The sequence below is a fragment of the Streptomyces sp. NPDC012637 genome, assembly GCF_042954805.1.
GTDB lineage: Bacteria > Actinomycetota > Actinomycetes > Streptomycetales > Streptomycetaceae > Streptomyces.
The window spans coordinates 23,523-49,900 of the sequence record NZ_JBIBDS010000003.1 but is presented as its reverse complement, the minus strand read 5'-3'; the positions used below and the strand labels follow the sequence as shown (position 1 = coordinate 49,900).

Sequence of the window (26,378 nt, the reverse complement as noted above, 5' to 3'; positions counted from 1 at the left end):
ACGCGTCCTACGCGTCCAGCCACACCCGCAGCGGGCCCAGCGGCTCGAAGCCCTCCGCCAGCGCAGCGGCCAGGTCGTCGCCCGACTCGTAGCCGACGACCGGGAGGCCCGGGGCGGCCGCGGCGAGGGCGCCCGCCCAGGCGTAGGAGGCGGGGACGTCGTCGGCCGTGAAGAGGTTGGAGACGCCGGTGACGCCGGCGGCTCCGGTGAGGACGGCGCCGCCGAGGATCCGGCCGTCGTCGGCGTGGCCGGCGACGATCGTGGTCGCCGGATCGGCGAGGAGCGCGGGGCGGAAGAGCGCGGCCTCGTCCGCGTCGCCACCGCTCCAGGCGAGGGCCCAGGCGGCGAGTTCGTCGGGAGTGCGGACGGGGCGCCAGTCGCCGGTGGGACGCGGGGCCGGAAGGCGGGCGGGGCGGTGGATCCAGGCCGCCTCGAAGAGCAGCCGGAAGCCCGCGGCGGCGAGGTCGAGGCGGGCGTGGCTGTCCTTGACGGAGGCGCCGGGAGCGGTGCGGTCGATGCCGGTCAGGACGTCGTCCGCGGTGGCCTCCTCGGCGAGGGTGACGGCGTCCGGGTAGTACAGCGGACTGCGGCGCGGACTGGTCCAGGCGCGCGGCCCGAAGGCGCCGCTCAGGCCGTGGGCGCGGCACATGGTGTCGCACCAGTCGGCGTTGTTGCGGACGGCGGCGCGGAGAAGAGCGGCGGCGTCCGGGAGGCGGGCGGCACCGGAGCCGCTCGCGGACTCGGCGGCGCTCGCGGACTCGGCAGCGCCGAGAAGGCCGGCGGCGTCCGGGAGGACGGGGGCCTCGGAGGCGTCAGCCGCGTCGGAGCCTACGGCGGCATCGGAGCCGACGGAATCGGCGGCAGCGCCGGCGGGGTCGGAGGCGACGGAATCTACGGCAGCGGCGGGGTCGGAGGCATCGGCCGGGTCGGAGGCATCGGTGATCACCAGCGGATCGTACGGATGTCGCACCCGTTCCCTCCCCCCTTTTTTCGTTCCGAATCACGGAATATCTTTTCCACTATGAGAATGTCCCCTGCGTCGCTCCCCCGACGCGCCCTCGCCGAGTTCACCGGCACCGCCTCCCTCGTCGCCGTCGTCGTCGGCTCCGGCATCCGCGCCGACTCCCTCAGCCAGGACATCGGTGTCCGGCTGCTCGCCAACGCCCTCGCCTCCGCCCTCGGCCTCGGCCTGCTCATCGCCCTCATCGGCCCGCTCTCCGGTGCCCACTTCAACCCCGTCGTCACCCTCTCCGAGTGGTGGTCGCAGCGCCGCAGGGACGGCGGTCGCGAGGCCCTCGCGTACATCGCCGCCCAGCTCGCCGGCGCCGTCGCGGGCGCACTGCTCGCGGAGGCGATGTTCGGGCGGGCACCGGGAGCGGTCCTGGCCACCGAACAGCGCGCCGAGCTCCACCTCCTCCTCGGCGAGGCGGTCGCCACCGCCGGGCTCGTGCTGGTCGTCCAGGGCCTGCGCCGCATCGGCCGGCCCTCACTCGCCCCGGTCGCCGTGGCCGGCTACATCGGCGCGGCCATCTGGTTCACCTCGTCCGGCTCCTTCGCCAACCCGGCGGCCACCGTCGGCCGGGCCTTCTCCGACTCCTTCACCGGCATCGCGCCCGGCTCCGTGCCCGCCTTCGCCGCCGCCCAGCTGCTCGGCATGCTGATCGGCATGGCCCTGTCCGTCCTGCTGTACGGAGACCGCGGAGACGATCGGGCCGCGAGCGAACCGAAGCCCGCCGAACTGCGTCGGACGGAGTGACGACTCCTTCCCGACCTCGGAGGTCCACCCCATGCGCGGCGTCCGCCTGCCCCGGCTCCCCCGCACCACCCGGGGGCGCCGCCGCGCCGTCCAGGCCCTCATGACCGGCGCCGTGCTCGCGCTCGCCCCGGCCACCTGGATGCACCTCACCACCCAGGACCGGCTCGCCACCACCGCCGACGTGCCGGCGCAGGACGTCGCCGTCGTCTTCGGCGCCGGACTGTGGAAGGGCCGCCCCACCCCGTACCTCGCGCACCGGCTCGACACCGCCGCCGAGCTCTACCGCGCCGGCAAGGTCAAGGTCCTCCTCGTCACCGGCGACAACAGCCGCACCGAGTACGACGAGCCCAGCGCCATGCGCACCTACCTCGCCGCCCGCGGGGTCCCGGACGACAAGGTCGTCAGCGACTTCGCGGGCTTCGACACCTGGGACTCCTGCGTGCGCGCCAAGAAGATCTTCGGCGTCGACCGGGCCGTCCTGGTCACCCAGGACTTCCACATCAAGCGGGCCGTCGCCCTGTGCGGCGCGGCGGGCGTCGAGTCGTACGGCGTCGGCGTCGCCGAACCGCACGACGCCACCTGGTACTACGGCACCACCCGCGAGCTCGCCGCCGCCGGAAAGGCGGCCCTGGACGCGGCCCTGCGGCCCGACCCGCACTTCCTCGGCGAGCGCGAGGACGGCGTGACGAAGGCCCTGGCCTCACCCGCCGCCGGCCGCTGACCTGAGGGCATGGCACCGCCCCCGTAATGCGGCGCGTCCTCGCCCGTAACACGGGCGACGCATCCTCGGGTCATGTCAGAGGTCACCACCGCCGCCGTCCCCACGCACTGTCCCTACTGCGCGCTCCAGTGCGGCATGAACCTGCGGCCCGCAGCCACGGAAGTGCTGCCGGCCGAGGTGGTCGACCGCACCGACTTCCCCGTCAACCGGGGCGCGCTGTGCGGCAAGGGCCGCACCGCCCCCGCCGTGCTCTCCTCCCGGGTCAGGCTCACCGGGCCCCTGGTCCGTTGCCCTGACACAGGGTCCCTGGTACCCGCCACCTGGGAGGAGGCCCTGGCCGCCGTCGCCGAAGGGCTGCACCGCACCCGCGCCGACCACGGCTCCGACGCCGTGGGGGTCTTCGGCGGCGGCGGCCTCACCAACGAGAAGGCCTACGCGCTGGGCAAGTTCGCCCGGCTCGTCCTCGGCACCTCGCAGATCGACTACAACGGCCGCTTCTGCATGTCCTCCGCCGCGGCCGCCCACCAGCGGGCCTTCGGCCTCGACCGGGGACTCCCCTTCCCCCTGGAGGACATCCCGAAGACCGGCTGCGTGATCCTCGTCGGCTCCAACCTGGCCGAGACCATGCCGCCCGCGCTGCGCTACCTCACCGAGCTGAAGGAGAACGGCGGCACGCTCATCGTCGTCGACCCGCGCCGCACCCGCACCGCCGAGCAGGCCGACCTCCACCTCGCCCCCCGCCCCGGCACCGACCTCGCGCTCGCCCTCGGCATGCTGCACCTCGTGGTCGCCGAGGGCCGGGTCGACGAGGAGTTCGTCGCCGCGCGCACCGAGGGCTGGGAGGCCGCCCGGGCCGGCGCCATGTCGCACTGGCCCGAGCACGTGGAGCGGATCACCGGCGTCCCGGTGCCTCAGCTCCGCGAGGCGGTACGGATGTTCGGCGAGGCCGGCACCGGCATGGTGCTCACCGCGCGCGGCCCCGAGCAGCAGTCCAAGGGCACCGACACCGTCGGCGCCTGGATCAACCTGTGCCTGGCCACCGGCAAGGCCGGCCGGCCGTTCAGCGGCTACGGCTGCCTCACCGGCCAGGGCAACGGGCAGGGCGGCCGCGAGCACGGCCAGAAGGCCGACCAGCTGCCCGGCTACCGCAAGCTCGACGACCCGGCCGCCCGCGCGCACGTCGCCGGGGTGTGGGGCGTCGACCCCGACGTCCTTCCGGGGCCCGGGCGCAGCGCGTACGAGCTCCTCGACGCCCTCGGCGGCGAGGTGAAGGCCCTGCTCCTCATGGGCTCCAACCCGGTCGTCTCCGCGCCGCGCGCCGCGCACGTGGAGGAGCGGATCCGTTCCCTGGACTTCCTGGCCGTCGCCGACGTCGTGCTGTCCGAGACCGCCGAACTCGCCGACGTGGTCCTGCCGGTGACCCAGTGGGCCGAGGAGACCGGCACCACCACCAACCTGGAGGGCAGGGTGCTGCTGCGCCGCCGCGCCCTCACCCCGCCGCCCGGCGTCCGCAGCGACCTGGAGGTGCTGCACGGGCTCGCGGCCCTGCTCGGCTGGGAGAAGGGCTTCCCCACCGACGCGGAGGAGGTCTTCGGGGAGCTGCGGCGCGCCTCGGCGGGCGGCCCCGCCGACTACTCGGGCATCAGCTACCGCCGGATCGAGGACGAGCAGGGCGTGTTCTGGCCCTGCCCGGAGACCGGGGCGGGCGAGCCGGACCACGCCGGCACCCCGCGCCTCTTCCTCGACCGCTTCGCGACGCCCGACGGGCGGGCCCGGTTCGTGCCGGTCGTGCACCGGGCGGCGGCGGAGGAGACGGACGCCGACTACCCGGTGGTCCTGACGACCGGCCGGGTCGTCTCCCAGTACCAGTCGGGCGCGCAGACCCGCCGGGTCGCCGAGCTGAACGCCGCCGCACCGGGCTCCTTCGTGGAGCTCCACCCGCGGCTCGCCGAGCGGCTCGGGGTCGCGGAGGGCGAGCCGGTCGCGGTGTTCTCGCGGCGCGGGAAGGCGGTCGCGCCGGCGCGGATCACCACCGCGATCCGCCCGGACACCGTCTTCATGCCCTTCCACTGGCCCGGCGAGGGCCGCGCCAACACCCTGACCAACCCGGCGCTCGACCCGGTGTCGCGGATGCCGGAGTTCAAGGTGTGCGCGGTCCGTCTGGAACGCGCCTGAACCAGTCGCCGGACTCGATGACCGGACCGAGCGGCGCACCGGGCGCGGCAACGTAGACCCACGCCCGTACGGCCGCCCCGTCGCGCGTCCGCAGCGCCTCGCGGGCGGTCCGCTCGTAACCGGCGGGCAGCTCCACCCGGTCGAGCACGCCGAGCAGTTCGCCGTACGTGCCGGGTGCGGCGGTCACGAGGGTGCCGGTCACCCGGCCCTCGCCGGGGACGGCGTACGGATAGCCCGGCCCGTCGTGCAGCAGCGCCCCGGGCAGCACGGCGTCCTCCTCGGCGCCGGTGCGGCCGAGCAGGAAGCGGTCGTGGTTGTACGCGCCGGGGCGCAGCGTCCCGTACACGAAGAACGGCAGCTCCTCGGTCCTCATGGCGCGGGCGTGGTCTCCTGCTCGACCCAGGCCGCGTAGTCCGCGCTCACCCGGGCGACGGGGGTCGCGAGGATCTCGGGGGTGTCGTAGTCGTGGGCGGCGAGCAGGTGGGCCTCCAGGGCCGGGTAACCGGCCTCGGTCGTCTTGAACACCACCTGCCACTCCTCCGCGGTCTCGACCGCGCCCTGCCAGCGGTAGACGGAGGTGATCGGCCCGGTGATCTGCGCGCAGGCGGCGACCCGGGCCTCGACGGCGCCGCGCGCCAGGGCCTCGGCCTTGGCGCGGGCATCGGTGGTGGTGAGGACGGTGAGGAGGGCGATGGGGATCACCGGCCCACGGTACGACAGGGCGGGGTGCGCGGGGCGCCCGGGGGCAGCAGGTCGCGCTCGGCCGCGGTGAAGTCCCGGGCGAGCGCGCCCGCGCAGAGGGCCTTCGTCATCTCGCCGGGGCGCAGGTCGAGGTCGAGGAACCAGCCGTCGCCCGCGGCGAGGAGGCGGGTGCCCTGGATCCTGACGCCGAGCGGCGCGGCCAGCGGCAGGTCGGTGAGGAGCCGGCCGGTGCCGAGGTCCCAGAAGCGGGTGTCGCCCGTCACCGGGTCGACGGTGACGAGCAGCTCGTCGGGCCCGAGGCCGACGAGCCGGGCCCCCTCGTCCCCGAGGGCCAGGGGCGGGCGGGTCGGTGTCCCCTTCTCCGCGTCCCAGCGGCGCAGGAATCCGTCGTCGTGGGAGGTGAGCAGGGTGCGGCCGGCGGGATCGAAGACCAGGTACGGCGAGGGGTCGGGGCCGAAGGCGTAGGGCAGCGCGCCGGTCGGGAAAGTCCGCACGCGGGTGCCGGCGCGGAGGTTCCACAGCTCCACGGTGCCGTTGTCCCGCATGGTCCGCGTGACGACCGCGACCTGGTCTGGGTGGCCGGGGCGGGCGCGCAGCTGTCCCGTGGCCGGGTTGAAACCGGACAGTTGGGCCGGGGTCCTCCGCTCCACCCGGACGGGGCGGGCAAGCCCGCGCCCCGTCGCCGCGTCGAAGAGCGTCAGCCTGCCGTTGGAGGTGAGGACGGCGAGCTCGCTTCCCCGCATCGGCTCGATCGCCTCCACGTCCTTCGACTGCGTCTCGCGGGCCCACGCGCCCATGTCGAAGTCGACGCGACGGCGGGGATCGTCGGCGGAGAAGGCCGACAGGCCGCCGTCCGGCTGGACGACGACGGCCCAGCGGGAGTCGGCGGTCCAGAACACCGGCGTCTGGTAGCTGTCCGGGTGCTGCGGCACCCGTTCCGCGTGGCCCGTGCCGGTGTGGACCATCTCCAGGAAGTCCTCGCCCGAGCGGGCGAGCCGGGTGCCGTCCGTGGACAGGCCTCCGTTGACGAGCTCGCGGAGGGCGCCGACGCGCGGGAGGGCGGCGACCGGGAAGGCCCGGGCGGTCAGCAGGGTGTCCCTGGTGGGGACGAGGACGGTGAGGTCGCCTTCCGGGCCGGGGAACGCGGCGAGGACGCCGTGCGGGCCGTCGGTCACCCCGGGCAGGCCCGTCCGGGGAATGCGGGTGCGGTGGAGGCGGCCGGTCCGTAAGTGGACCAGCTGCAGGTCGTACCAGTCCGGCTTCGTCGCCCCTTCCGGAACGACGACGGCGAACTCGCCTGTGCGGTCGGGGGTGTTGAGTGGACCGGCCTCTGCCGACAGGGGCACCGCGGGGCCGGGCGGGCCGCTCGTCGGGTAGGCGTGGGCGGGAGAGGTCCGGCGGACGTCCGGGCTCTCGACGACGAGCAGGTCGCCGCCCGCGGCGGGCATTCCGGTCGAGTAGGTCGCGTCGAAGGTGCGGACCTCCCTGCCCGTGGCGAGTTCCCGCACCCCGACGCGCAGGTTCCCCGCTCCCTGCTCCGGCACCACCAGCACCCGTCCCGGGTCGGCCGTGAACGTCACGTATCGCGTGGGTTCTGTGACCAGCCCCGGCGCCGTCGGGAGCGGGCGCCCGGAGTGGACTTCCCAAGCGGAGAGCGCCCCACGGCGGTCGTGCGGTCCGGTGGATCCCGTCTCGTCGTAGAACGACAGCATCCGCAGCAGCCGCCGGCCGTCCCCGCTGAAGTCCATGTCGACCCCGTCGACCCTGCGGCCCCGTGCGTCGTCGGACGGCAGGGTGCGGGGCCACGCGTCGGGGCCGTCCTCCGTGAGGTCCCACAGCCAGACCCGCCCGTCGCCGCTCGCCAGGGCGAAGGTCGCCCCGTCGGGGGAGAGTTCGCTCGCGCCGTCCCGGCCGGCGTCCTCGAGGGCCTCCGCGGGGACGCGGGTCAGCGGCCGGGAGCCGGGATGCTCCCCGTCGAGGCCCGTGACGACGGAGAGCCTTCGTCTGCCGTCCTCGTCGAGGGACAGGACCACCGCCGTCCGCCCGTCGGGCGTCGCGTCCATGCTCTGGAAGGCTCCGGGCCACAGGCCCGGGTGGCTGCCCGTGAGGTGCTGGCCCCGCGCGTACTGCCGCAGCAGCGGCCCGTACGTCTCGGGCGCCGGGTCCGTCGCGCGGGCGGCCAGCGCCAACTGGAGGGCGGTCGCGGGCATGTTGGCCGCATGGCGACGCGACACTTCGGCCAGCACCTGGGCGGCCTGGACCCGGAGTTGCTTCTGGACGCTGTTGTTGCTGCGCCAGGCGACGACCGAGAGCACGCCCGCGAGCACGGCGAGGACCGCGAAGACGGCGACGGTCGCGCGCAGCCGGCGGGTGCCGCGGCGGGCCTGGTGGTCGCCGGCGCGGATGTACGCGCGTTCCGCGCCGGTGAGGTCCTCCGGACGGCGGGCCAGCCAGTCGGCGGCCGTGGCGAGGACGGAGCCGCGGAGCAGGGCGTCCGGGTCGCGGCCCTGTTGCTCCCAGCGGGCCAGGTCCCGGCGCAACTGCTCCTGCCAGGCGCGGAAGTCGCGGGTCTCGGTGAGCCAGCGGCCGAGGCGGGGCCACAGGGTGGTGAGGGACTCGTGGGCGAGGTCGACGATCTCCTCGCCGGCCGTGTCGCCGAGCACCAGGAGCTTGGTCGGGGCGAGCCGGTGGGCGAGGGCGGCCAGGGCCGGGTCGAGGTCGGCGGTGCGGGCGGGGCGGCGGGCGAAGCGCCCGTCGTCGGTGGGGCGGGCGAGCTGGGCGAACAGGCGCCGCGCCAGCGGCTCCTCGCCGGGGCGCAGCCGGTCCTCGACGCACTCCTCCGCGTAGCCGACGAGGGCGCCGGCCACGCCGCCGAGGGCGTCGTAGGCGGCGTGGGTGAGGGTGGCGGCCTCGCGGCGCTCCCAGAGGCGGGTGAGGGCGAACTCGACGAGCGGCATCCGGCCGGGTTCACCGGCGGCGTCGGCGACGATCCGCTCGGGCAGGCCGGGTTCGAACCACAGGCCGGGAACGGCGGCGACGGGTCCGGTGACGGCCAGGAGCAGGGCTTCGGCGGAGAGCGGCGCGAGGTAGCGGGTGGCGTCGCTCAGGACGTCGGCGGCGTCGGGGGTGACGAGGGCGTCCAGGGACTCGGGGCGGGCGGTGGCGACGACCCGTGAGATCCCTCCGCAGAGGGCGACGAGCAGCCCGGTGAGGGCGCGGGCGGCGGCCGGGTCGGCGGCGGCGTACTCCTCCAGCTGGTCGACGAAGAGGACGTGGCCGCCGGGTCCCGCGCGGTCGACGACCCGCTCCCGTAACGCGGCGGGCGTGTGGGCGTGCTCCAGCAGGCGGGCCAGTTCCTCCGCCGCGTCGAGGCGGGCCACCTCGCCGGCTTCCGGTTCCAGGAGGGGGACGAGGGCGTGGGCCAGCGCGTGGGCGGCGGGTGTGCCGGGGACGGCGCGGAGCTCGGAGACGGTGGTGCCGTCGGCGCGGAGGGCGGGGAGGAGTCCGGCGCGGACGAGGGAGGACTTGCCGCAGCCCGAGGGGCCGACGACCAGGGTGAACGGGCGGCGGGCGACGGCCTCCCGCAGGCGGGCGGTCTCGTCGTCGCGGCCGTGGAAGAGGGCGGCGTCGGCCTCGGTGAACGGGGCGAGACCCCGGAAGGGGCAGCGGGCGGGCAGCGCGGCCCCGTCGACGAGGTCGGCGGCGGGGATCAGGTAGGCGGTGGTGGAGTCGGCGGCGCCGTCCGCGGCTACCGTCATGCCGATGACGCCGCCCTGTTCCTCGTCCCATACGGGGGATCCGCTGAAGCCGGGGACGATCCGGGGGCCGGGTACGTGGGTCTCCATCTGGACCCAGCCCTCGCCCTGCCCGCCGAGCAGTGTGCCCGTCGCCCACACGCCGCCGTCGGAGTGGTCGGGGAAGCCGAGGACGCGGAAGGAGTGGCCCCAGACCCGGGCGCCGCCGCCGTCGGCCAGCGGCACGGGGCGGCTGCCGGGGACCGGCCGGTCGAGGCGCAGCAGGGCGATGTCGTCGAGGCGCCAGGTGACGACGGTCGCGCGGGCCTCCCGGCCGCCGAGTAACGGGAGGTCGAGGTCGACGGGCCCGTCGGGCGGTTCGTCGAGAACGCCCTCCAGGCCGGTGGCGCGGGCCACGACGTGGGCGCAGGTGGCGACGAGGTCGGCGTCGACGAGGAATCCCGCCCCGACGACATGGCCGGAGCGGGAGCGGACGCGGACGACCGAACGCGCCAGGATCTGTTCCTCGTGGACGGCGGCCACGCTGGTTCCCCCTCTGCACCGCGGTCTCGCCACGATAGGCGAACTGCCCTTCCTATGCCGCCCCTTGGACGAACTGTGCCGCGTGCAGGCGCGCGTACGCCCCGCCCGAGGCCAGGAGTTCCCCGTGGGTGCCCTGTTCGACGATGGAGCCGTTCTCCATCACGAGGATCACGTCGGCGTCCCGGATGGTGGAGAGGCGGTGGGCGATCACGAAGGACGTGCGGCCGTGGGCGAGGCGGGCCATGGCCTTCTGGATGAGGACCTCGGTGCGGGTGTCGACCGAGCTGGTCGCCTCGTCGAGGACCAGGATCACCGGGTCGGACAGGAACGCCCGCGCGATGGTGATCAGCTGTTTCTCGCCCGCACTGACACCCGCGCCGTCGTCGTCGATGACCGTGTCGTAGCCGTCGGGGAGGGTGCGGATGAAGCGGTCGGCGTGGGCGGCCTTCGCCGCTTCCTCGATCTCCTCGCGGGTGACTTCGCGGGTGGCGCCGTAGGCGATGTTCTCGGCGATGGTGCCGCCGAAGAGCCAGGTGTCCTGGAGGACCATGCCGATGCCGGTGCGCAGGTCCTCCCGGGTCATCCTGGCGATGTCGACGCCGTCGAGGGTGATGCGGCCGTCGGTGACCTCGTAGAACCGCATGAGGAGGTTGACGAGCGTGGTCTTGCCGGCGCCGGTCGGGCCGACGATCGCGACCGTGTGGCCCGGCTCCACCGCGAGCGACAGGTCCTCGATCAGCGGCCTGTCCTCCTCGTAACGGAAGGACACCTTCTCGAAGGAGACGCGGCCGGAGGCCGCGCCCGGGGCCTTCTCCGGGCGCTCGGGTCCGGCCGGGTCCGGGGTCTCCTCCTCGGCGTCGAGGAGGGCGAAGACCCGCTCGGCGGAGGCCACTCCGGACTGGAGCAGGTTGGCCATGGCGGCGACCTGGGTGACGGGGCCGTTGAACTCGTACGAGTACTGGATGAAGGCCTGCACGTCTCCGACGCTCAGGCTGCCGCTCGCGACCCGCAGGCCGCCGACGACGGCGACGACGACGTAGGTGAGGTTGCCGACCAGGGTGAGGGCGGGCTGGATGAAGCCGGAGATGAACTGGGCGCGGAAGCTCGCCCGGTACAGCTCCTCGCCGAGCTCGTCGAAGCGGGCGACGGCCTCGGCCCGGCGGCCGAAGGCGACGACCTCAGCGTGGCCGGTGATCATCTCCTCCACGTGCCCGTTGAGCCGGCCGGTGACCGACCACTGCTTCACGAACTGCGGCTGGGCGCGGCGGCCGACGAAGGCCGCGACGCCGACCGAGACGGGCACGGTGCCGAGGACCACGAGGGCGAGCAGCGGCGAGATCCAGAACATCATCGCGAGCACGCCGACGAGCGTGAGCAGCGCCCGGATCATCTGGCTGAAGGCCTGCTGGAGGGTCTGGACGACGTTGTCGATGTCGTTGGTGGTGCGGGAGAGCAGTTCGCCGCGCGACTGGCGGTCGACGTACGAGAGCGGGAGCCGGGACAGCTTGGCCTGGGCGCGGGCCCGCAGCCGGTGACCGGCCCGCTGGACGACGGTGGTGGCGAGCCTCTGTTGCAGCCAGGTGAGGACGGCGGCCCCGAGGACGACGACGGCGGAGGCGGCCAGGGTCCGGCCGACGGCGCCGAAGTCGACGCCTTCGGGCGTGCGGGCGCCGGAGACGACGAGGTCGGTGGCGTCGCCGAGGATCTTCGGGGAGAGGACGCTGAGGGCGACGGCGAGGGCCGCGGCGGCGAACACGGCGAGGAGCAGCGGGCGGTCGGGTGTGAGGACGCGGAGCAGGCGCAGGCCGGAGGCGCGGAAGTCCAGGGAGCGTTCGAGGGCGGGCGCGGCGAGGCCGGGGCCGCGCTGGGCGGCGGCGGGACCGAGTCGGGCGGGCACGCGGTCGGAGGCCGTCCGGCCGGTTCCGCGCCCGGGCGCCCGCCGGTCCGGCGCCGCCCGGCCGGGGGCGGCGGCGGAAGCGGTGTCGTCCGGTCCGGTCTTCCTGGCGGGAGCTGAGGTGGTCATGCCGCGGCCTCCTCGTGGGGCGCGTCGGCGAGCTGGGAGCGGACGATCTCCTGGTAGGTGGGGTTGTCCGCGAGCAGGTCGGCGTGGCGGCCGGTGCCGACGACGCGGCCCCGGTCGAGGACGACGATCCGGTCGGCGTCGCGGACGGTGGAGACCCGCTGGGCGACGATGACGACGGTGGCGTCGGCGGTCTCCTCGGCGAGTGCGGCCCTCAGCCGGGCGTCGGTGGTGTTGTCGAGGGCGGAGAAGGAGTCGTCGAAGAGGTAGATCCGGGGCCGGGCGACGAGCACCCGGGCGATCGCGAGCCGCTGCCGCTGGCCGCCGGAGAGGTTGGTGCCGCCCTGGGAGACGGGCGCGTCGAGGCCTTCCGGCAGCGCCCTGACGAAGTCGGCGGCCTGGGCGACGCCGAGCGCGTGCCACAGCTCCTCGTCGGTGGCGTCCGGCCTCCCGTAGCGCAGGTTGCTCGCCACCGTCCCGGAGAAGAGGTACGGCTGTTGCGGGACGAGTCCGACCGTACGGGCGAGCAGGGCCGGGTCGAGGTCGCGGACGTCGGTGCCGCCGACGGCGACCCGGCCGCCGGTGGTGTCGTGGAGCCGCGGCACGAGGCCGAGGAGGGTGGACTTGCCGCTGCCGGTGGAGCCGACGATCGCGGTGGTGCGGCCGGGGCGGGCGCTGAGGGCGATGTCCTTGAGGACGGGTTCCTCGGCGCCGGGGTAGCGGAAGCCGACGCCGTCGAGGTCGAGCCGGCCGGGGTCGGCGGCGGGCGGCAGGGGCGTGGCGGGCGGGGTGACCGAGGGTGTCGTGTCGAGGAGTTCGCGGACGCGTTCGGCGCTGACCTCGGCGCGGGGCATGTGCAGGAAGAGGAAGGTCACCATCATCACGGACATGCCGATCTGGAGCAGGTAGCCGAGGAAGGCGACGAGCGCGCCGGGCTGCAGGGCGCCGGAGTCGAGGCGGTGGGCGCCGGTCCAGAGCAGGCCGACGGTGGTGGCCTCCCAGACGACGAGGACGACCGGGAACATGACGGCCTGGAGCCGGCCGGCGCGCAGGCCGACGTCGAGCAGTTCGCCGTTGGCCGCGCCGAAGCGGCGCTGTTCGTGCCGGTCGCGGACGAAGGCGCGGACGACCCGGATGCCGGTGATCTGTTCGCGCAGCAGCCGGTTGACCCGGTCGAGGCGCTGCTGCATGCCGCGGAAGAGGGGCCGCATGCGCAGCACGACCGCGCCGACGGAGCCGGTCATCACGGGGACGAAGAGCAGCAGGACGAGGAAGAGCGGCACGTCCTGGCGCAGGGCCATGGCGAGCCCGCCCACGCACAGCAGGGGCGCGGCGACCAGCATGGTGAGGACCAGGACGGTGAAGGTCTGGATCTGCTGGACGTCGTTGGTGGTGCGGGTGATGAGGGACGCGGTGCCGAAGCGTCCGGTCTCGCGGGCGGAGAAGTCCTGGACCCGGCGGAAGGCCTCGGAGCGCAGGTCGCGGGCGATGCCCATGGCGATGCGGGCGCCGGTGTAGGTGGCGGCGGCCGCGGCCGCGGCCTGGAGCAGGGTCACGGCGAGCATGAGGCCGCCGCCGGACAGCACGCGGCCGGTGTCGCCGCGCAGGACGCCTTGGTCGATGACGCCCGCGTTGAGCGCGGGCAGGCTGAGGGAGGCGAGGCTCTGGACGAGCTGGAGCAGCACGAGGAGTGCGAGCCGCGGCCGGTGGGGGCCGAGCCGGGTGAGGACGAGTCGCAGCAGCATGGCGGGGCCTCCCGGTCAACCGGCGTACGGGCGGACGGACTTGGCGTCCTTCAGGGCGCGGGCCCACCAGGCGAGCTGGTCGAGCATGGTCTTGGCGGCGGTGTCGGGGCCGGTCGGGTCCACGGGGTTGCCGTCCTCGTCGAAGCGGCCGTGGGCGGAGTGGAAGGAGACGGTGTCGCGGACGGTGACGGCGTGCATCTCGGCGTAGACCTGGCGGAGCTGCTCGACGGCGCGCAGGCCGCCGGAGATGCCGCCGTAGGAGACGAAGCCGACGGGCTTGGCCTGCCATTCGCCGAAGTGCCAGTCGATGAGGGACTTCAGGGCGGCGGGGAAGGAGTGGTTGTACTCGGGGGTGACGACCACGAAGGCGTCGGCGTCGGCGAGGACCGGGCCCGTCTTGGCGAGCTCGGCGCGGACGGCGGGGCCCGGCCGGTGGGAGAGGGCGGTGGGCAGGTCGACGTCGGCGAGGTCGAGGACGTGGGTGGTGAAGTCGTCGCGCTGGGCGGTGCGGGAGGTGAACCAGTCGGCGACGACGGGGCCGAAGCGGCCCTCGCGGTTGCTCGCCACGATGACGGCGATGTTCAGGGGCGCCGCCGGGGCGTCGGCGGCAGGGGCGGCGGTGGCGGAGTTCGTGATGTCCATGCCGAGGATCTTGAGACCTCAAGTTTGGTTGAGGTCAAGTGCCGATTTCCGGCCCTTCCCGCCGCCACCGGTCACCCGTTCGGCACGGACCGTCAGCTGACGCCTCGAAACCCGCTCCGACCTGCGTAAACGCTCCCCATCCAGGCGACGCGCCGCACCGGACGGACTAATTCTGATTCCCCATCAGCAGGCGCCGGGCGCGTACACGCATTTACCTCGGTCCTACGGAAGCCCCTTTCCGGAAGACCGTCCGCGCGCCACGGAGGCCCCCATGCGCCGCACCCCTGTCCCCCTTCTCACCGGTACCGCGCTGGCCGTCGTCGCCCTCGGCGCCCTCGCTTCGCCCCTGGCCCACGCGAACAACGACCCGCAGAACGACCCGCGCAAGGAGTCGCACCAGGACTCGCACTCGCTGGAGGTCTTCCCCTCCTCGGCCGACCCCGGCACCACCGTCACCGTGAACACCCTCGCCTGCGGCAAGCACGGCCACGGCGTGGGCGACGCCAACTCGCTCGGCGCGGGCGAGTTCCAGCTCAACCCCAGCACGCACAAGGAGGTCGTGGTCGGCCAGTTCACGGTGCCGCACCACGCCAAGGCCGGCACCTACTGGATCAGCGTGGCCTGCGACAACGGCAGGACGGCCCGCGGCGAGCTCGTCGTCAAGCACAAGAACCCCAGCGGCCACGTGCGGACCGGCATCGGCGGCAGCGTGGGCCCCGACCACACCCAGGTCGCGGCGGGCGTGGCGGTGCTGGCCGCGGCCGCCGTCGGCGGTACCTGGCTCCTGCGCCGCCGGGCGAGCGGCGCGCAGGACGGCTGACCGTACCGCCATCCGTCCTGCCCCCGCCGCGCCCGTCGACGGCCGCGGCGGGGGCAGGACCACAGGGACCGCACCGGAGGGATGCACGCCCGTGAGCAACAGCAGCAAGGGCTGGGGCATAGCCATCGCCGCCTGCGTGGGGCTGTGGATGATCCAGAACGGTTCGGGCGAGGTCACACCGCCCGTGCCCTCGGCCGCGCAGGCCTTCGCCGCCGGGCCGAGCGTCCACACCGACGCCGCCGCCGATCCGCTGCCGCCCTCCTCGCCCGTACGGCTGCGCATCCCCGAGATCGACGTGGACACGCCCCTGATGGGCCTCGGGCTCGACGCGGGCGGCGCGCTCGACGTGCCGCCCGCGGACGACCGCAACCTGGCCGGCTGGTACGAGGCCGGCACGCGGCCCGGCGCCCAGGGCACCGCGATCGTCGCGGGACACGTCGACAACGCGCAGGGACCGGCCGTCTTCTACGCGCTCGGCGCGCTGAAGAAGGGCCACCGCATCGAGGTGGACCGGCAGGACGGCCGCACCGCCGTGTTCACCATCGACGCGGTCGAGGTCTACGAGAAGGACCGCTTCCCGGACGCCAAGGTGTACGGGGAGGCGGACCGTGCCGAGATCCGGGTGATCACCTGCGGCGGCGGCTTCTCCCGGAAGTCCGGCGGCTACCAGGGCAACGTGGTCGCCTTCGGCCACCTCATCGGCGCGAGGTAGCGGCCGTCACGCCCACTGGTCGAAGGCGAGCTTCGCGACCAGGGAGAAGACGACCACGAGCAGCACCCCGCGCACGAACTCCGCGCCCTTGCTCAGCGCCATGCGCGCGCCGACCATCCCTCCCGCCAGGTTGAAGACGGCCATGACCGCGGCGAGCAGCCACATCACGTTCCCCTGGTAGGCGAACATGGCGAGCGCGCCCGCGTTGGTGCAGACGTTGACGATCTTGGCGGTGGCCGAGGCGGTCACCAGGTCCAGATGGAGCACGGCGGTCAGCGCGAGCACCAGGAAGGTGCCGGTGCCGGGCCCGAAGAGGCCGTCGTAGAAACCGATGCCGCCGCCGACCACGACGATCGCGGTGACGATCCTGGCCCGGGTGAGCGGCGGCCGCTCGGCGCCCTCCGGACGGGTGCCGAAGGACGGCCGGAGCATCACGAAGGCGGCCACTCCGAGCAGCACCACCATGATCACCGGGCGCAGCACGTCGCTGCTGATCCCGGCCGCGAAGAAGGCGCCGCCCATCGATCCCGCGAGCGCGGCCAGCCCGATCCGCACCGCCGTCGCCACCTTCACCGGCGCCTTGCGCACGTAGGTGACGGCCGCGCCCGAGGTGCCGACGATCGCCACGGCCTTGTTGGTACCGAGGATCTGCGCGGCCGGCACGTGCGGCAGCCCGAGCAGCAGCGCGGGCAGCAGGAGCAGCCCGCCGCCCCCGACCACGGCGTCGATCCAGCCCGCGACGAGCGCCGCGAGGCACAGCAGGACAAGTGTGGTCAGGGATATGTCAGGCATGCCCGTGAGCCTAGGGCGCGGATACGTGCCCCAGCCATCAGTCCCCGGACTCTTGAGCAACGTCAGAGGTTACGGCCCCGGGGCCGTGCCCGCGGTCCGGTGCGGGCGGCGCGGCCGGATCGAGCGTGACGGTCAGCAGCGTGGCGGCGAACGCCCCGGCCGCGAGCAGCGTGCCGGCCACCCGCCGCCGCAGCAGCTCGGCGGGGTGCACACGGGCGGCGCGGTGGCGCGGGGCGTTCGCGGCGCGCGGGCGCGGACGGGCTTCGGCGGGCGGGCGGGCCTCGGTACGCGGACGGGCGTGGGTACGGGCGCCGGCCCCGGTTCGGTCACCGCGCATGGCTGAAGTCCTCGCTGTGGATGCGGTGGGCCGGCACCCCGGCCCGGATCAGGGATTGGGTGGCCGCCCGGGCCATCCCCGGCGGCCCGCACAGATAGACGTCGTGGGCGGCGAGGTCCGGCACCAGGTCGCGCAGGGCGCGCGGAGCGAGCGGGTCGAAGGGATCGCCCGAGCGGCCGAGGAGGTAGTGCAGGGCGGCGCGCCGCTCCCGCGCGATGGCCTCCAGCTCCTCGCGGAGCACGAGCCCGCTCGCGTCGGAGGCGCGGTAGAGCAGCGTGAGGTCGCCGGGGCCGCCGGGCAGCGTCTCGAACAGGGCGCGCAGCGGCGTGATGCCGACGCCGCCGGCGACCAGGAGCACCTTGCGACGGGTGCGGCGGTGGGCGGTGAGCGCGCCGAAGGGCCCGGTGGCCAGCACCCGGGTGCCGGGGCGCAGCCGGCGGATCCGACGGGTGTGGTCGCCCAGCGCCTTCACGGTGATCCGCAGGGTGTCGTCGCGGACGGGCGCGGACAGCGAGAACGGCAGGGCGGTGGACCACAGGCCCGGCCGCAGGAACCGCCAGCGGAAGAACTGCCCGGGTTCGGCCCGCAGCTCGGCCACTCCCCTGCCGCGGACGAGCACCGAGACGACGTCGGGGCTCTCGGAGCGCACCTCGGCGACCCGCAGTTCGTGCCGCAGCGCCCGCCGTACGGGGACGACGACCCGGTACCAGACGAGCAGGACGGCGACGGTCGCGTGCGCCATCGACCAGAGCCAGACGAGCAGCGGCGAGGAGGCCAGGTCGGGCCCGGCGAGCTGGTGCACGAAACCGAGCGCGGCGGCGAGGTGGCTGAGCAGATGGAGCCCGCGCCAGGTCTCGTGCCGGATCCGCCGCCGTACGAAGGGGGCGGAGGAGAAGCCGACGGCGGCGAACAGCAGCGTGCCCGCGCAGGCGGCGGCGAGCCACGGGTAGCCGAGCAGGCCGCGGCCCGCGGTGACGAGGTCGGTGCCGGTGTGGGCGGCGTAGCCGCACAGGGCGAGCAGCGCGTGGGCGGCGACGAGCCCGAGGACGTACCGGCCGCCGACGGCGTGCCAGCGCGCGAGCCGGTCGGCGCCGACACCGTGCTCGACGGCCGGGACCCGGGCCATGAGCAGCAGCATGACGAGCACGCCGTACCCGGCGAGCATGCCGGTGAGGTGGGCACCGCCGGCGAAGAACGCGTCGAGCCGGGCGGACGGCCGGGCCTGCGCACCCCAGCAGAGCGCGACGCAGCCGGCCCCGCCGACGATCGCGCCGCGCAGCCGCCCGGGCGCCAGGCGGGGAGCCGGCGGCTCGGGCACGGAGGTTCGCGCGGCGGGCACGGGGGATCGCCCGGCGGACACGGGGGATCCCCCGGCGGACCGGCCCGACGGCACGGCCTCGGCCCGTACCGCAGCCGCAGCCGACAACGGCGACGGCGACGGCGACGGCGACGGCGACGCGGACGGCGACGGCGACGGCGACGGCGACGCGGACGGCGACCCGAAGGGCACGTGCAGCCGGGTGTAGAGCGGGTGGTGGGACTCGGTCGTCACGTCCGGCACCCTAGGGCTGCCCGTATACGCCGTCCGGCCGTTCGGCGCCGTCCCGGCGATCCTTAAGGCGGTCTTGAGCAGGCGCTCACGGCCGGTTAAGCCTCACAGTGCGGCGGCGCCGCCGTGAGATCAGCGTTCCGTACGGGAAACAGTCGGGATCCCGTCGGGTAACACCGGCCGCGCACCCTTCCGGGTATGAGTACACGGATCGTGGTGGTCGGGGGCGGAACGGCGGGCGCCCGGCTCGCCCAGCGCCTACCGGTGACGCTCCTCGGCGAGGAGCCGCACGCACCGTACAACCGGCTGCTGCTCGCGGACGTCCTCGCCGGCCGCTACGGCCCCGAGGTGATCGCGCTGCCCGAGGCGCGGGAGCCCTCCCGGCTCGGCGTACGGGCGGTGCGGATCGACCGCGCGGCCCGCACCGTGGAGTGCGCGGACGGCTCCCTCGTCCCGTACGACCGGCTGGTCCTGGCGACGGGCTCGGCCCCGGTGCTGCCCCCGCTGCGGGGCCTGCGCGGTGCGGAACTCCCGTCCGGCGTGCACCCGTTCCGTACGCTCGACGACTGCCTCGCGCTGCGCGGCCTGGTCGCACCGGGCGTGCGGGCGGTGGTCATCGGCGGCGGCCTCCTCGGCGTCTCCGCGGCCCGTGCCCTCGCCGCGCTGGGCGCCGAGGTGATGCTCACCCAGCAGGGCGAGCGCCTGATGGAGCGCCAGCTGGACGAGCACTCCTCGGCCCTCCTCCGCACGCACATGGAGGAGCTGGGCGTCGAGGTGCACACCGAGTGCCGGGTGAGCGGTCTGCGGCAGAGGGACGGCGCGGTCACCGCGGTGGAACTCGCCGACGGCTTCGTCCTGGACGCCCAGGTGGTGGTCCTGGCCTGCGGCGTCCGCCCGCGCGTGGCCCTGGCCCGCGAAGCCGGTCTGGACGTCCGTACGGGCGTCGTGATCGACGACGAACTGCGCACCTCCGACCCGTACATCCACGCGATCGGCGACTGCGCGGAGCACGACGGCAAGGTCTACGGCCTGGCCGGCCCGGCCCTCGACCAGGCGGACGTCCTGGCGGACCTGCTCCGCACGGCCGACGCCCCCGGCACCGCGGGCCTCCCCCGCTACACCGGCACCCGCTCCCTCACCCGTCTCACCCTCGGCGGCGCCGCCGACGCGCTCGACCTCGCGGCGTTCGGCGAGACCACCCCCGCCCCCGGCGACGACGTCGTGCAGCTCACGGACGCGACCCGCCGGGCCTACCGGAAGGTCGTCGTCCGTGGCGACCGGCTCGTCGGCGGCGTGCTCCTCGGCGATCTCGCCGCGGTCGGCACGCTCGCCCGGGCCTGGGAGGGCGACGAGGCCCTGCCCGACGCCCCCCTGCTCCACCTGCTCACCCACGACGGAGGCTCCTGACATGACGACCCCGACCACCCCCACCATCGTCCTGGTCGGCCACGGCATGGTCGGCCAGCGGTTCCTGGAGGCGCTCGCGGAGCGGGGCGTCACCGCGCGGGCCCGCGTCGTGGTGCTCTGCGAGGAGCCCCGCCCCGCCTACGACCGGGTCCAGCTGACCTCCTACTTCTCCGGCAGGACGCCCGACGACCTGTCGATGGTCGAGGACGGCTTCATGGAGAAGCACGGCATCGAGCTGTACACGGACGACCCGGCCGTCGCGGTCGACCGGGAGGCCCGCACGGTGACCGCCCGCTCCGGCCGGGTCTTCGCGTACGACACCCTCGTCCTCGCCACCGGCTCGTACCCCTTCGTGCCGCCCGTGCCCGGCAAGGACGCCCGCGGCTGCTTCGTCTACCGGACGATCGAGGACCTGCTGGCGATCGAGGAGTACGCGAAGGACCGGACCGTCGGCGCGGTCGTCGGCGGCGGTCTGCTCGGCCTGGAGGCGGCCGGCGCGCTGAAGGGCCTCGGGCTCGACACCCACATCGTGGAGTTCGCGCCGCGCCTGATGCCGGTGCAGGTCGACGAGGGCGGCGGCGCGGCCCTGCTGCGCACGATCGAGCAGATGGGTCTGACCGTCCACACCGGCACGGGCACCCAGGAGATCGTCACCGAGGACGGCGCGGTCACGGCGATGCGCCTGTCGGACGGCTCCGAACTCGCCACGGAGATGGTGGTGTTCTCCGCGGGCGTCCGCCCCCGCGACCAGCTGGCCCGCGACTGCGGCCTGGACGTGGGCGAGCGCGGCGGCATCGCCGTCGACGAGCTGTGCCGGACCTCCGACCCGGCGGTGTTCGCGATCGGCGAGTGCGCGCTGGCCTCGGACGGCCGGGTGTACGGCCTGGTGGCGCCGGGCTACGAGATGGCGCAGACCGCGGCGACGGTGATCGCCGGCCTCGAAGGGGAGGACACCAAGGGCTTCACCGGCGCCGACCTGTCGACCAAGCTGAAGCTGCTCGGCGTGGACGTGGCCTCCTTCGGCGACGCGCACGGCACCGCCGAGGGCTGTCTGGACGTCGTCTACTCCGACTCCCGCTCGGGGATCTACAAGAAGCTCGTCGTCGACGGCGAGGGCAGGCTGCTCGGCGGCGTCCTGGTCGGCGACGCCGAGTCGTACGGCATGCTGCGCCCGCTCACCGGCAGCAGGCCGCCGGTCTCGCCGGAGCAGCTGGTGCTCCCGGCCGGCGTGGGAGCGCCGGTCGCGCTCGGCCCGTCCGCGCTGCCGGACGACGCGGTCATCTGCTCCTGCCACAACGTGACCAAGCACGCGATCACCCAGTGCACGAGCCTGCCCGAGGTGAAGAAGTGCACCAAGGCCGGCACGGGCTGCGGCAGTTGCGTGAAGGTCATCGAGAAGCTGCTGCCGGCGGCCACCGACAAAGGGCTCTGCGGCTGCTTCTCGTACACCCGCAGCGAGCTCTACGAGATCGCCCGCACGCTGCGCGTGACCTCGTTCGCCGCGCTGCTCGACTCGCACGGCCGTGAGGAGGCGAAGGGCGGCGAGGGCTGCGAGGTGTGCAAGCCGGCGGTCGGTTCGATCCTGGCCTCCCTCGCCCCGACGATCGGCGTGGGCGGCTACATCCTGGACGGCGAGCAGGCCGCGCTCCAGGACACCAACGACCACTTCCTCGCCAACATGCAGCGCAACGGCTCCTACTCGGTCGTGCCGCGCATCCCGGGCGGCGAGATCACTCCCGAGAAGCTGATCGTGATCGGCGAGGTGGCCCGCGACTTCGGCCTCTACACGAAGATCACCGGCGGTCAGCGGATCGACCTCTTCGGGGCGCGGGTCGACCAGCTCCCCTCGATCTGGACCCGGCTGGTCGACGCGGGCTTCGAGTCGGGGCACGCGTACGGCAAGGCGCTGCGCACCGTGAAGTCCTGCGTGGGACAGACCTGGTGCCGCTACGGCGTGCAGGACTCGGTGAGGATGGCGATCCAGCTGGAGCTGCGCTACCGCGGCCTGCGCGCCCCGCACAAGCTGAAGTCGGCCGTCTCGGGCTGCGCCCGCGAGTGCGCGGAGGCCCAGTCGAAGGACTTCGGGATCATCGCGACGGCGAGCGGCTGGAACCTGTACGTGGGCGGCAACGGCGGCGCGACCCCGCGCCACGCGGACCTGCTCGCCCAGGACCTGTCGGACGCCGAACTGGTGCGCCTGATCGACCGGTTCCTGATGTTCTACATCCGCACCGCCGACCGCCTGGAGCGGACCTCGACGTGGCTGGAGCGCCTGGAGGGCGGCCTCGACCACCTGCGGGACGTGATCGTGGACGACTCGCTGGGCCTCTGCGACGAGCTGGAGGCCCTCATGGCGGCGCACGTCGCGGACTACCAGGACGAGTGGGCGGCCACCCTGGACGACCCGGACCGGCTGCGGCGGTTCGTGTCCTTCGTGAACGCGCCCGACGCGCCGGACCCCTCCGTGCGGTTCGTGCCGGAGCGCGACCAGATCAAGCCGGACCTGCAGATCCTCACGATCGGCACCCTGGAAGGAGCCACCTCCCGATGACGACGCTCGAACTCTCGCCGTCCGACGACTCCTGGATGACGGTCTGCGAGGAGTCCAGACTCACCCCGGGCCGGGGTGTGGCGGCGCTGCTGCCGGACGGCCGGCAGGCCGCGGTCTTCAGGGACCGGGCGGGCCGGACGTACGCGATCGACAACCGCGACCCGTTCACGGGGGCGCAGGTGCTCTCCCGTGGGCTGATCGGCTCGGCGGCCGGCCGGCCGTTCGTGGCCTCGCCGCTCCTGAAGCAGCGCTTCGACCTGGAGACGGGCCGGTGCCTGGACGACGACGAGGTGACGGTGACGGTGTATCCGGTTCGGACGGTCTGATCGGGGCGGTCTGATCGGGGCGGTCTGAGGGGGGGCCGCGCCGGACGGCCGGCCCGGGCGGCCTGCCCCGGGCGCGCCGCCCCGGACGGTCTGCGCCGGACGCGCCGCCCCTGACGGCCCGCCCCTGACGGCCCGCCCCGGACATCCAACTTGACCGGTCGTTCCAGATGGACGTAGCGTCTCCTCGTGGCCAGGACCAAGGAATTCGATCCCGACGCCGCGCTCCAGGCAGCCCTCGACCTGTTCTGGGCGCGCGGCTACGAGGCGACGTCGATGGCGGACCTCGTCGGACACCTCGGCATCGGCCGCGCCAGCCTCTACGCGACCTTCGGCAGCAAACACGAGCTGTACATGAAGGCCCTGGAGCGCTATCTGGAGACCCGCGACCCGCGGATCATGGCGGAGCTGTCCGCCCCGGGCCCGGCACTGCCCGCCGTGCGCGCCCTGGTGCGCCGGTTCGCGGCGGAGGCCGGGACCGACGGGGTCCGCCAGAACGGCTGTCTCGTCACCAACTCTGCGGCCGAACTGGCCCCGCACGACGGGGCGGTGGCGCGCCGGGTGGAGCTCAGCTGGGAGCAGGTCGAGACCCTGCTGTACAGCGCGCTCAGCCGCGCCAAAGCGCAGGGCGAACTTCCGGAGGACCGTGATCCGCGGACGCTCGCCCGGATGCTGCTCGTCCTGATGCAGGGCCTGCGGGTGGTCGGCAAGGCGTCGAGCGACCCGGCCCGGGTACGGGACGCGGCGGAACAGGCGCTCGCACTGCTCGGCTGACCGGCTCCGCACCGGGCGCCTACGGGCGCCCTTTTCTTCGGCACGAATAACAGAACGTACGGTCCAGTTCAGATCGAAGCCCAGGAGGCACCATGTCGCGTTTCACCGACCGCACCGTCCTCGTCACCGGCGCCGGCAGCGGCCTGGGCCGGGCCGTCGCGCTCGCCTTCGCCGCCGAGGGCGCCAAGGTGGCCGTCGCCGGCCGCGGCGCCGCGGCCCTCGACGAGACGGTGGCCCTGATCGAGGCCGCGGGCGGCACCGCCCGGGCGTTCACCGCCGACGTCTCCGTCGCGGAGGACACCCACCGGCTCGTACGGGACACGGTCGCGGCCTTCGGCGGGCTCGACGTCGCCGTCAACAACGCCGGGGTGTTCCGCGGCGGCCACAGCGCCGCGGACTTCCCGCTGGACGACTGGCAGACGCTGCTCGACGTCAACGTCACCGGCGTCCTGCACGCGCTCCAGGCGGAGATCGCCCATATGCGCGGCCACGGCGGCGGCTCGATCGTCAACATCGCGTCCAACCTGGGTGCCCACGTCCGCGTCCCGGGCCTCTTCGGCTACCAGGTGTCCAAGGCGGCCGTCTCGGCGATCACCCGGGCCGCCGCCCGCGACCACATCGGCGAGGGGATCCGGATCAACGCGGTGAGCCCGGGTGCCTCGGAGTCCTCGATGTCGCTGCTGCCCGGCGAGACGGAGGCCGAGCGGGAGGTCCGGATGAAGGAGCAGTCGCCGCTCGGGCGGATCTCCTCGGCGGCCGAGATCGCGGCCGCGGTGCTGTACCTCGCCTCGGACGCGGCGGGCTCCGCCGTCGGCACGGACCTGGTGATCGACGGCGGCGTCTCTGCCTGACGTCCCGCCCGGGCGGAGGCCCGGACGACCGTCCGGGCGCCTGCCCGTGGCGAATACCCGGGCGCTCAGCCCTGCGGGGCGTCGCCCGCCGCGGCCGCCGGGTCCATCCAGAAGACCTCCCAGTGGTGGCCGTCCGGGTCGGCGAAGGAGCGGCCGTACATGAAGCCCATGTCCATCGGCTCCTTCGCCGGTCCGCCGCCGGCGGCCAGCGCCTTCTCGGCGAGCTCGTCGACCTTCTCGCGGCTCTCGGCGCTCAGCGTGATCAGCACCTCGGTGTTCTTGGTGGCGTCGGAGATCTCCTTGCCGGGCGCGGTGAAGCTCCGGAACTTCTCCTCGGTGAGCAGCATCGCGAAGATCGTGTCGCTGATGACCACGCACGCGGCGGTCTCGTCCGTGAACTGCGGGTTGATCGAGTAGCCGAGCCGCTCGTAGAAGGCCTTGCTGGTGTCGAGGTCCTTCACGGGCAGGTTCACGAAGATCATCTGCGGGGCCATGGTGTCACTCTCTCTTCCGTGGGAGCCGTGTCGGCGCTTTCGGGAGTTAAGACGGGCGGACCCGCCGGAACTCATCGGCGTCTCGGCACTTTCCTCGGAAATCTTTTCCGCTCAGGCCACCGACCGCAGCCTGAGCGCCGCCAGCGGCACGAAGCCGCCGCTGCCGCCGACGCCCGCGGGCGCGTCGGTGGAAGCGTCCCGCCCGCCGAGCCGCCGGAGCATGGCGACGGCGATGCGCTCGCCCTGCGCCTTGGCGCGCTCGGCGAGCGGACCCTGGTGGAGGCCGTCGACCGTGGCGTGCCACAGCTGCACCCAGCGGCCGAAGTGGGCGGCGCTGAGGGGCCGCGCGGAGTGCAGGGCGGCGTGCGGACCGAAGGCGTCGCGCCGGTACCCGGCGCCGCGGAAGAGGGCGCGCTCCCAGAAGTCGGTGATCCTCGGCAGATGCGTGCCGAGGTCGGTGCCGGCGATCTCGGTGAAGTACGGCCCGATGAGCGGGTCGGCGAAGGCCGCTTCGTAGAAGCGGCGCAGCAGGACGTCGAGGTCGTCGCGGGAGCCGATGTCGTGGACGGCACGGGTGGCACGCATGCGGCAAGGGTCCCCGATGCGGCGCCGCGGGGCCAGTGCCGAAGGTCCCCGGGCCTCAGAGCGTCCAGCGGCGGACGGTGTCCGTCTCGCGGTCGTACGTGAGCCAGGTGCCGTCGCCGAGCGGCCGGACCTGGCTGTCGGCCGTGCCCGTGGGGTAGGTGACGCGCCCACGCGTCTCCAGGGTGCGGGCGTCGAGCAGCCAGGTGGCGTGGTCCGCGGGGTCGGAGGCGTACGCGACCTGGGTGGTCACGAGGACGGCGTCCCCGTCGAGGAAGCCGCAGCCGTGGTCCCAGCGCCGCTCCTCGTTCTCGGCGAGGACCGTTCCGTCGAGGGCGTGCAGCTGGAGGTCGTTGCCGTAGTGCTCGACGGTGAGGAAGCCGGGGTGCGCGGGATGGACGTCTGTGAGGATGCGGTCGAGTCCGTCGTTCAGCTCGTCGTGGACCGTCAGCTCCTCCCCGTCCCACCGGCCCCAGTAGACGAGCACGCCGTCCTGCCCCATGCCGACGCAGAGACCCATGTGCACGCCGTCGGGGTGGACGAGGTGGTGCGAGCCTGCGGCGTAGCTGTCGGCCAGCGGCAGCCGGGTCAGTTCGCGGCCGTCCTCGGCGTCGAGGACCACCCAGCCCTCCTGGTAGTCGTCGGGGTCGTCCCCGGCCGTCAGGACGACATGGGCCCACACGAACCGCCCGTCGGCGGAGACGTGGCAGGAGCCGGACTCGTACCCGGGGCAGATCTGCGCCGGGTCCCCGGTGTGCGGGTGCCCCACCTGCGGATCCCAGCAGGCGTGCCCGTACACCCATCGGGTCGTGCCGTCGGCGTTCGCCGCCCGCACGGAGCGCTGCCCCGAGAAGACGGCGAAGGTGCCGTCCGGTGCCACCGAGTGGACGCCGCGGCCCCAGCCGGGCCAGGGCAGCGGGAACACGACGTCCGGGGCCCGCTCCCCCGCCAGGACCGCCGCCAGGTCGTGCACCTCCAGGTCGGCTCCCTGGAGGAGCAGGGCCCGGTGGCCGGCAGGGCCCCGGCTCTCCAGGGAGTACAGCAACCCGCGTGCTCCCGGCAGCGCGATCGAATCGATCAGGTGTGCGTCGACGTCCATGCCGAGAAGGTAGCGGCCCCGACTGACACCGCCCCGCGCCCGCCGCCTC

23 protein-coding genes are annotated in these 26,378 nt (G+C 74.3%); 10 read left to right on the top strand and 13 right to left on the bottom strand.

Annotated features, from left to right (window positions below; translation table 11 throughout):
• Positions 1-7: 7 nt before the first annotated feature.
• Positions 8-946, bottom strand: coding sequence for a hypothetical protein (locus ACFY8W_RS13255; protein WP_391104025.1), 939 nt, complete (start codon positions 944-946; stop codon positions 8-10).
• Positions 947-1,021: 75 nt separating this feature from the next.
• Here ACFY8W_RS13255 and ACFY8W_RS13250 point away from each other — a divergent pair, with 75 nt between their 5' ends.
• From ACFY8W_RS13250 to ACFY8W_RS13240, 3 genes are all read left to right on the top strand, one after another.
• A complete protein-coding gene (locus tag ACFY8W_RS13250) occupies positions 1,022-1,756 on the top strand; it encodes an aquaporin (protein WP_391104022.1) in 735 nt (244 codons plus the stop codon).
• Positions 1,757-1,787: 31 nt separating this feature from the next.
• Positions 1,788-2,477, top strand: coding sequence for an ElyC/SanA/YdcF family protein (locus tag ACFY8W_RS13245; protein WP_391104019.1), 690 nt, complete (start codon positions 1,788-1,790; stop codon positions 2,475-2,477).
• 72 nt (positions 2,478-2,549) lie between these two features.
• On the top strand, positions 2,550-4,652 hold the full coding sequence (locus tag ACFY8W_RS13240; protein WP_391104016.1) for a molybdopterin-dependent oxidoreductase: 2,103 nt from the start codon (positions 2,550-2,552) through the stop codon (positions 4,650-4,652).
• On the opposite strand, the gene ACFY8W_RS13235 is transcribed toward ACFY8W_RS13240, so the two are convergent.
• Genes ACFY8W_RS13235 through ACFY8W_RS13210 form a run of 6 tightly spaced genes read right to left on the bottom strand, consistent with a single transcriptional unit; the run spans position 4,618 to position 14,038 of the window.
• The gene (locus ACFY8W_RS13235) at positions 4,618-5,025 is read right to left on the bottom strand and encodes a gamma-glutamylcyclotransferase (RefSeq protein WP_391104013.1); all 408 of its coding nucleotides are present in this window, start codon (positions 5,023-5,025) and stop codon (positions 4,618-4,620) included. The genes ACFY8W_RS13240 and ACFY8W_RS13235 overlap by 35 nt on opposite strands.
• Positions 5,022-5,354: a divalent cation tolerance protein CutA gene (cutA, locus tag ACFY8W_RS13230; protein WP_391104010.1), complete on the bottom strand. Its 333-nt coding sequence runs from the start codon at positions 5,352-5,354 to the stop codon at positions 5,022-5,024. Before cutA ends, ACFY8W_RS13235 begins: the two co-directional genes overlap by 4 nt.
• Entirely contained in the window at positions 5,351-9,631 is a 4,281-nt protein-coding gene (locus ACFY8W_RS13225; RefSeq protein ID WP_391104007.1) for a trypsin-like peptidase domain-containing protein, read from the bottom strand. The genes cutA and ACFY8W_RS13225 overlap by 4 nt, the downstream gene beginning before the upstream one ends.
• A 52-nt stretch (positions 9,632-9,683) precedes the next feature.
• Positions 9,684-11,654 carry an ABC transporter transmembrane domain-containing protein gene (locus tag ACFY8W_RS13220; RefSeq protein WP_391104004.1) on the bottom strand — a complete coding sequence of 657 codons (1,971 nt, stop codon included), beginning with the start codon at positions 11,652-11,654 and terminating at the stop codon, positions 9,684-9,686.
• Positions 11,651-13,396: an ABC transporter transmembrane domain-containing protein gene (locus ACFY8W_RS13215; RefSeq protein ID WP_391104001.1), complete on the bottom strand. Its 1,746-nt coding sequence runs from the start codon at positions 13,394-13,396 to the stop codon at positions 11,651-11,653. The genes ACFY8W_RS13220 and ACFY8W_RS13215 overlap by 4 nt, the downstream gene beginning before the upstream one ends.
• Before the next feature lie 15 nt (positions 13,397-13,411).
• Positions 13,412-14,038 (bottom strand): NAD(P)H-dependent oxidoreductase, encoded by a 627-nt coding sequence (locus ACFY8W_RS13210; RefSeq protein WP_391103998.1) that lies wholly within the window; start codon positions 14,036-14,038, stop codon positions 13,412-13,414.
• A gap of 271 nt (positions 14,039-14,309) precedes the next feature.
• Here ACFY8W_RS13210 and ACFY8W_RS13205 point away from each other — a divergent pair, with 271 nt between their 5' ends.
• Both ACFY8W_RS13205 and ACFY8W_RS13200 read left to right on the top strand, forming a co-directional pair.
• On the top strand, positions 14,310-14,858 hold the full coding sequence (locus ACFY8W_RS13205; RefSeq protein WP_391103995.1) for a hypothetical protein: 549 nt from the start codon (positions 14,310-14,312) through the stop codon (positions 14,856-14,858).
• 91 nt (positions 14,859-14,949) lie between these two features.
• The gene (locus ACFY8W_RS13200) at positions 14,950-15,570 is read left to right on the top strand and encodes a class F sortase (protein WP_391103992.1); all 621 of its coding nucleotides are present in this window, start codon (positions 14,950-14,952) and stop codon (positions 15,568-15,570) included.
• A gap of 6 nt (positions 15,571-15,576) precedes the next feature.
• Here the strand turns inward: ACFY8W_RS13200 and ACFY8W_RS13195 are convergent, their stop codons facing one another.
• The 3 genes from ACFY8W_RS13195 to ACFY8W_RS13185 are packed head-to-tail and all read right to left on the bottom strand — an operon-like array spanning position 15,577 to position 18,059.
• Positions 15,577-16,362 (bottom strand): TSUP family transporter, encoded by a 786-nt coding sequence (locus tag ACFY8W_RS13195; protein ID WP_391103989.1) that lies wholly within the window; start codon positions 16,360-16,362, stop codon positions 15,577-15,579.
• Between the two features lie 37 nt (positions 16,363-16,399).
• Positions 16,400-16,699 (bottom strand): hypothetical protein, encoded by a 300-nt coding sequence (locus ACFY8W_RS13190; protein WP_391103986.1) that lies wholly within the window; start codon positions 16,697-16,699, stop codon positions 16,400-16,402.
• Positions 16,689-18,059 (bottom strand): ferric reductase-like transmembrane domain-containing protein, encoded by a 1,371-nt coding sequence (locus tag ACFY8W_RS13185; protein ID WP_391103983.1) that lies wholly within the window; start codon positions 18,057-18,059, stop codon positions 16,689-16,691. Before ACFY8W_RS13185 ends, ACFY8W_RS13190 begins: the two co-directional genes overlap by 11 nt.
• A 387-nt stretch (positions 18,060-18,446) precedes the next feature.
• Here ACFY8W_RS13185 and ACFY8W_RS13180 point away from each other — a divergent pair, with 387 nt between their 5' ends.
• The 5 genes from ACFY8W_RS13180 (at position 18,447) to ACFY8W_RS13160 (ending at position 24,154) form a co-directional block, all read left to right on the top strand.
• Positions 18,447-19,655 (top strand): FAD-dependent oxidoreductase, encoded by a 1,209-nt coding sequence (locus tag ACFY8W_RS13180; RefSeq protein WP_391103980.1) that lies wholly within the window; start codon positions 18,447-18,449, stop codon positions 19,653-19,655.
• Position 19,656: 1 nt separating this feature from the next.
• The gene (gene nirB / locus ACFY8W_RS13175) at positions 19,657-22,206 is read left to right on the top strand and encodes a nitrite reductase large subunit NirB (RefSeq protein WP_391103977.1); all 2,550 of its coding nucleotides are present in this window, start codon (positions 19,657-19,659) and stop codon (positions 22,204-22,206) included.
• Entirely contained in the window at positions 22,203-22,532 is a 330-nt protein-coding gene (gene nirD / locus ACFY8W_RS13170) for a nitrite reductase small subunit NirD (RefSeq protein WP_391103974.1), read from the top strand. Before nirB ends, nirD begins: the two co-directional genes overlap by 4 nt.
• Before the next feature lie 186 nt (positions 22,533-22,718).
• Positions 22,719-23,303, top strand: a complete 585-nt coding sequence (locus ACFY8W_RS13165) for a TetR family transcriptional regulator C-terminal domain-containing protein (RefSeq protein WP_391103972.1) — start codon at positions 22,719-22,721, stop codon at positions 23,301-23,303.
• Between the two features lie 92 nt (positions 23,304-23,395).
• A complete protein-coding gene (locus tag ACFY8W_RS13160; protein ID WP_391103969.1) occupies positions 23,396-24,154 on the top strand; it encodes an SDR family oxidoreductase in 759 nt (252 codons plus the stop codon).
• A gap of 65 nt (positions 24,155-24,219) precedes the next feature.
• On the opposite strand, the gene ACFY8W_RS13155 is transcribed toward ACFY8W_RS13160, so the two are convergent.
• The 3 genes from ACFY8W_RS13155 to ACFY8W_RS13145 form a co-directional block, all read right to left on the bottom strand.
• Positions 24,220-24,648, bottom strand: coding sequence for a VOC family protein (locus tag ACFY8W_RS13155; RefSeq protein ID WP_391103966.1), 429 nt, complete (start codon positions 24,646-24,648; stop codon positions 24,220-24,222).
• Positions 24,649-24,759: 111 nt separating this feature from the next.
• A complete protein-coding gene (locus ACFY8W_RS13150; RefSeq protein WP_391103964.1) occupies positions 24,760-25,233 on the bottom strand; it encodes a group III truncated hemoglobin in 474 nt (157 codons plus the stop codon).
• 55 nt (positions 25,234-25,288) lie between these two features.
• Positions 25,289-26,329, bottom strand: coding sequence for a hypothetical protein (locus ACFY8W_RS13145; protein ID WP_391103962.1), 1,041 nt, complete (start codon positions 26,327-26,329; stop codon positions 25,289-25,291).
• Between the last annotated feature and the right edge of the window lie 49 nt (positions 26,330-26,378).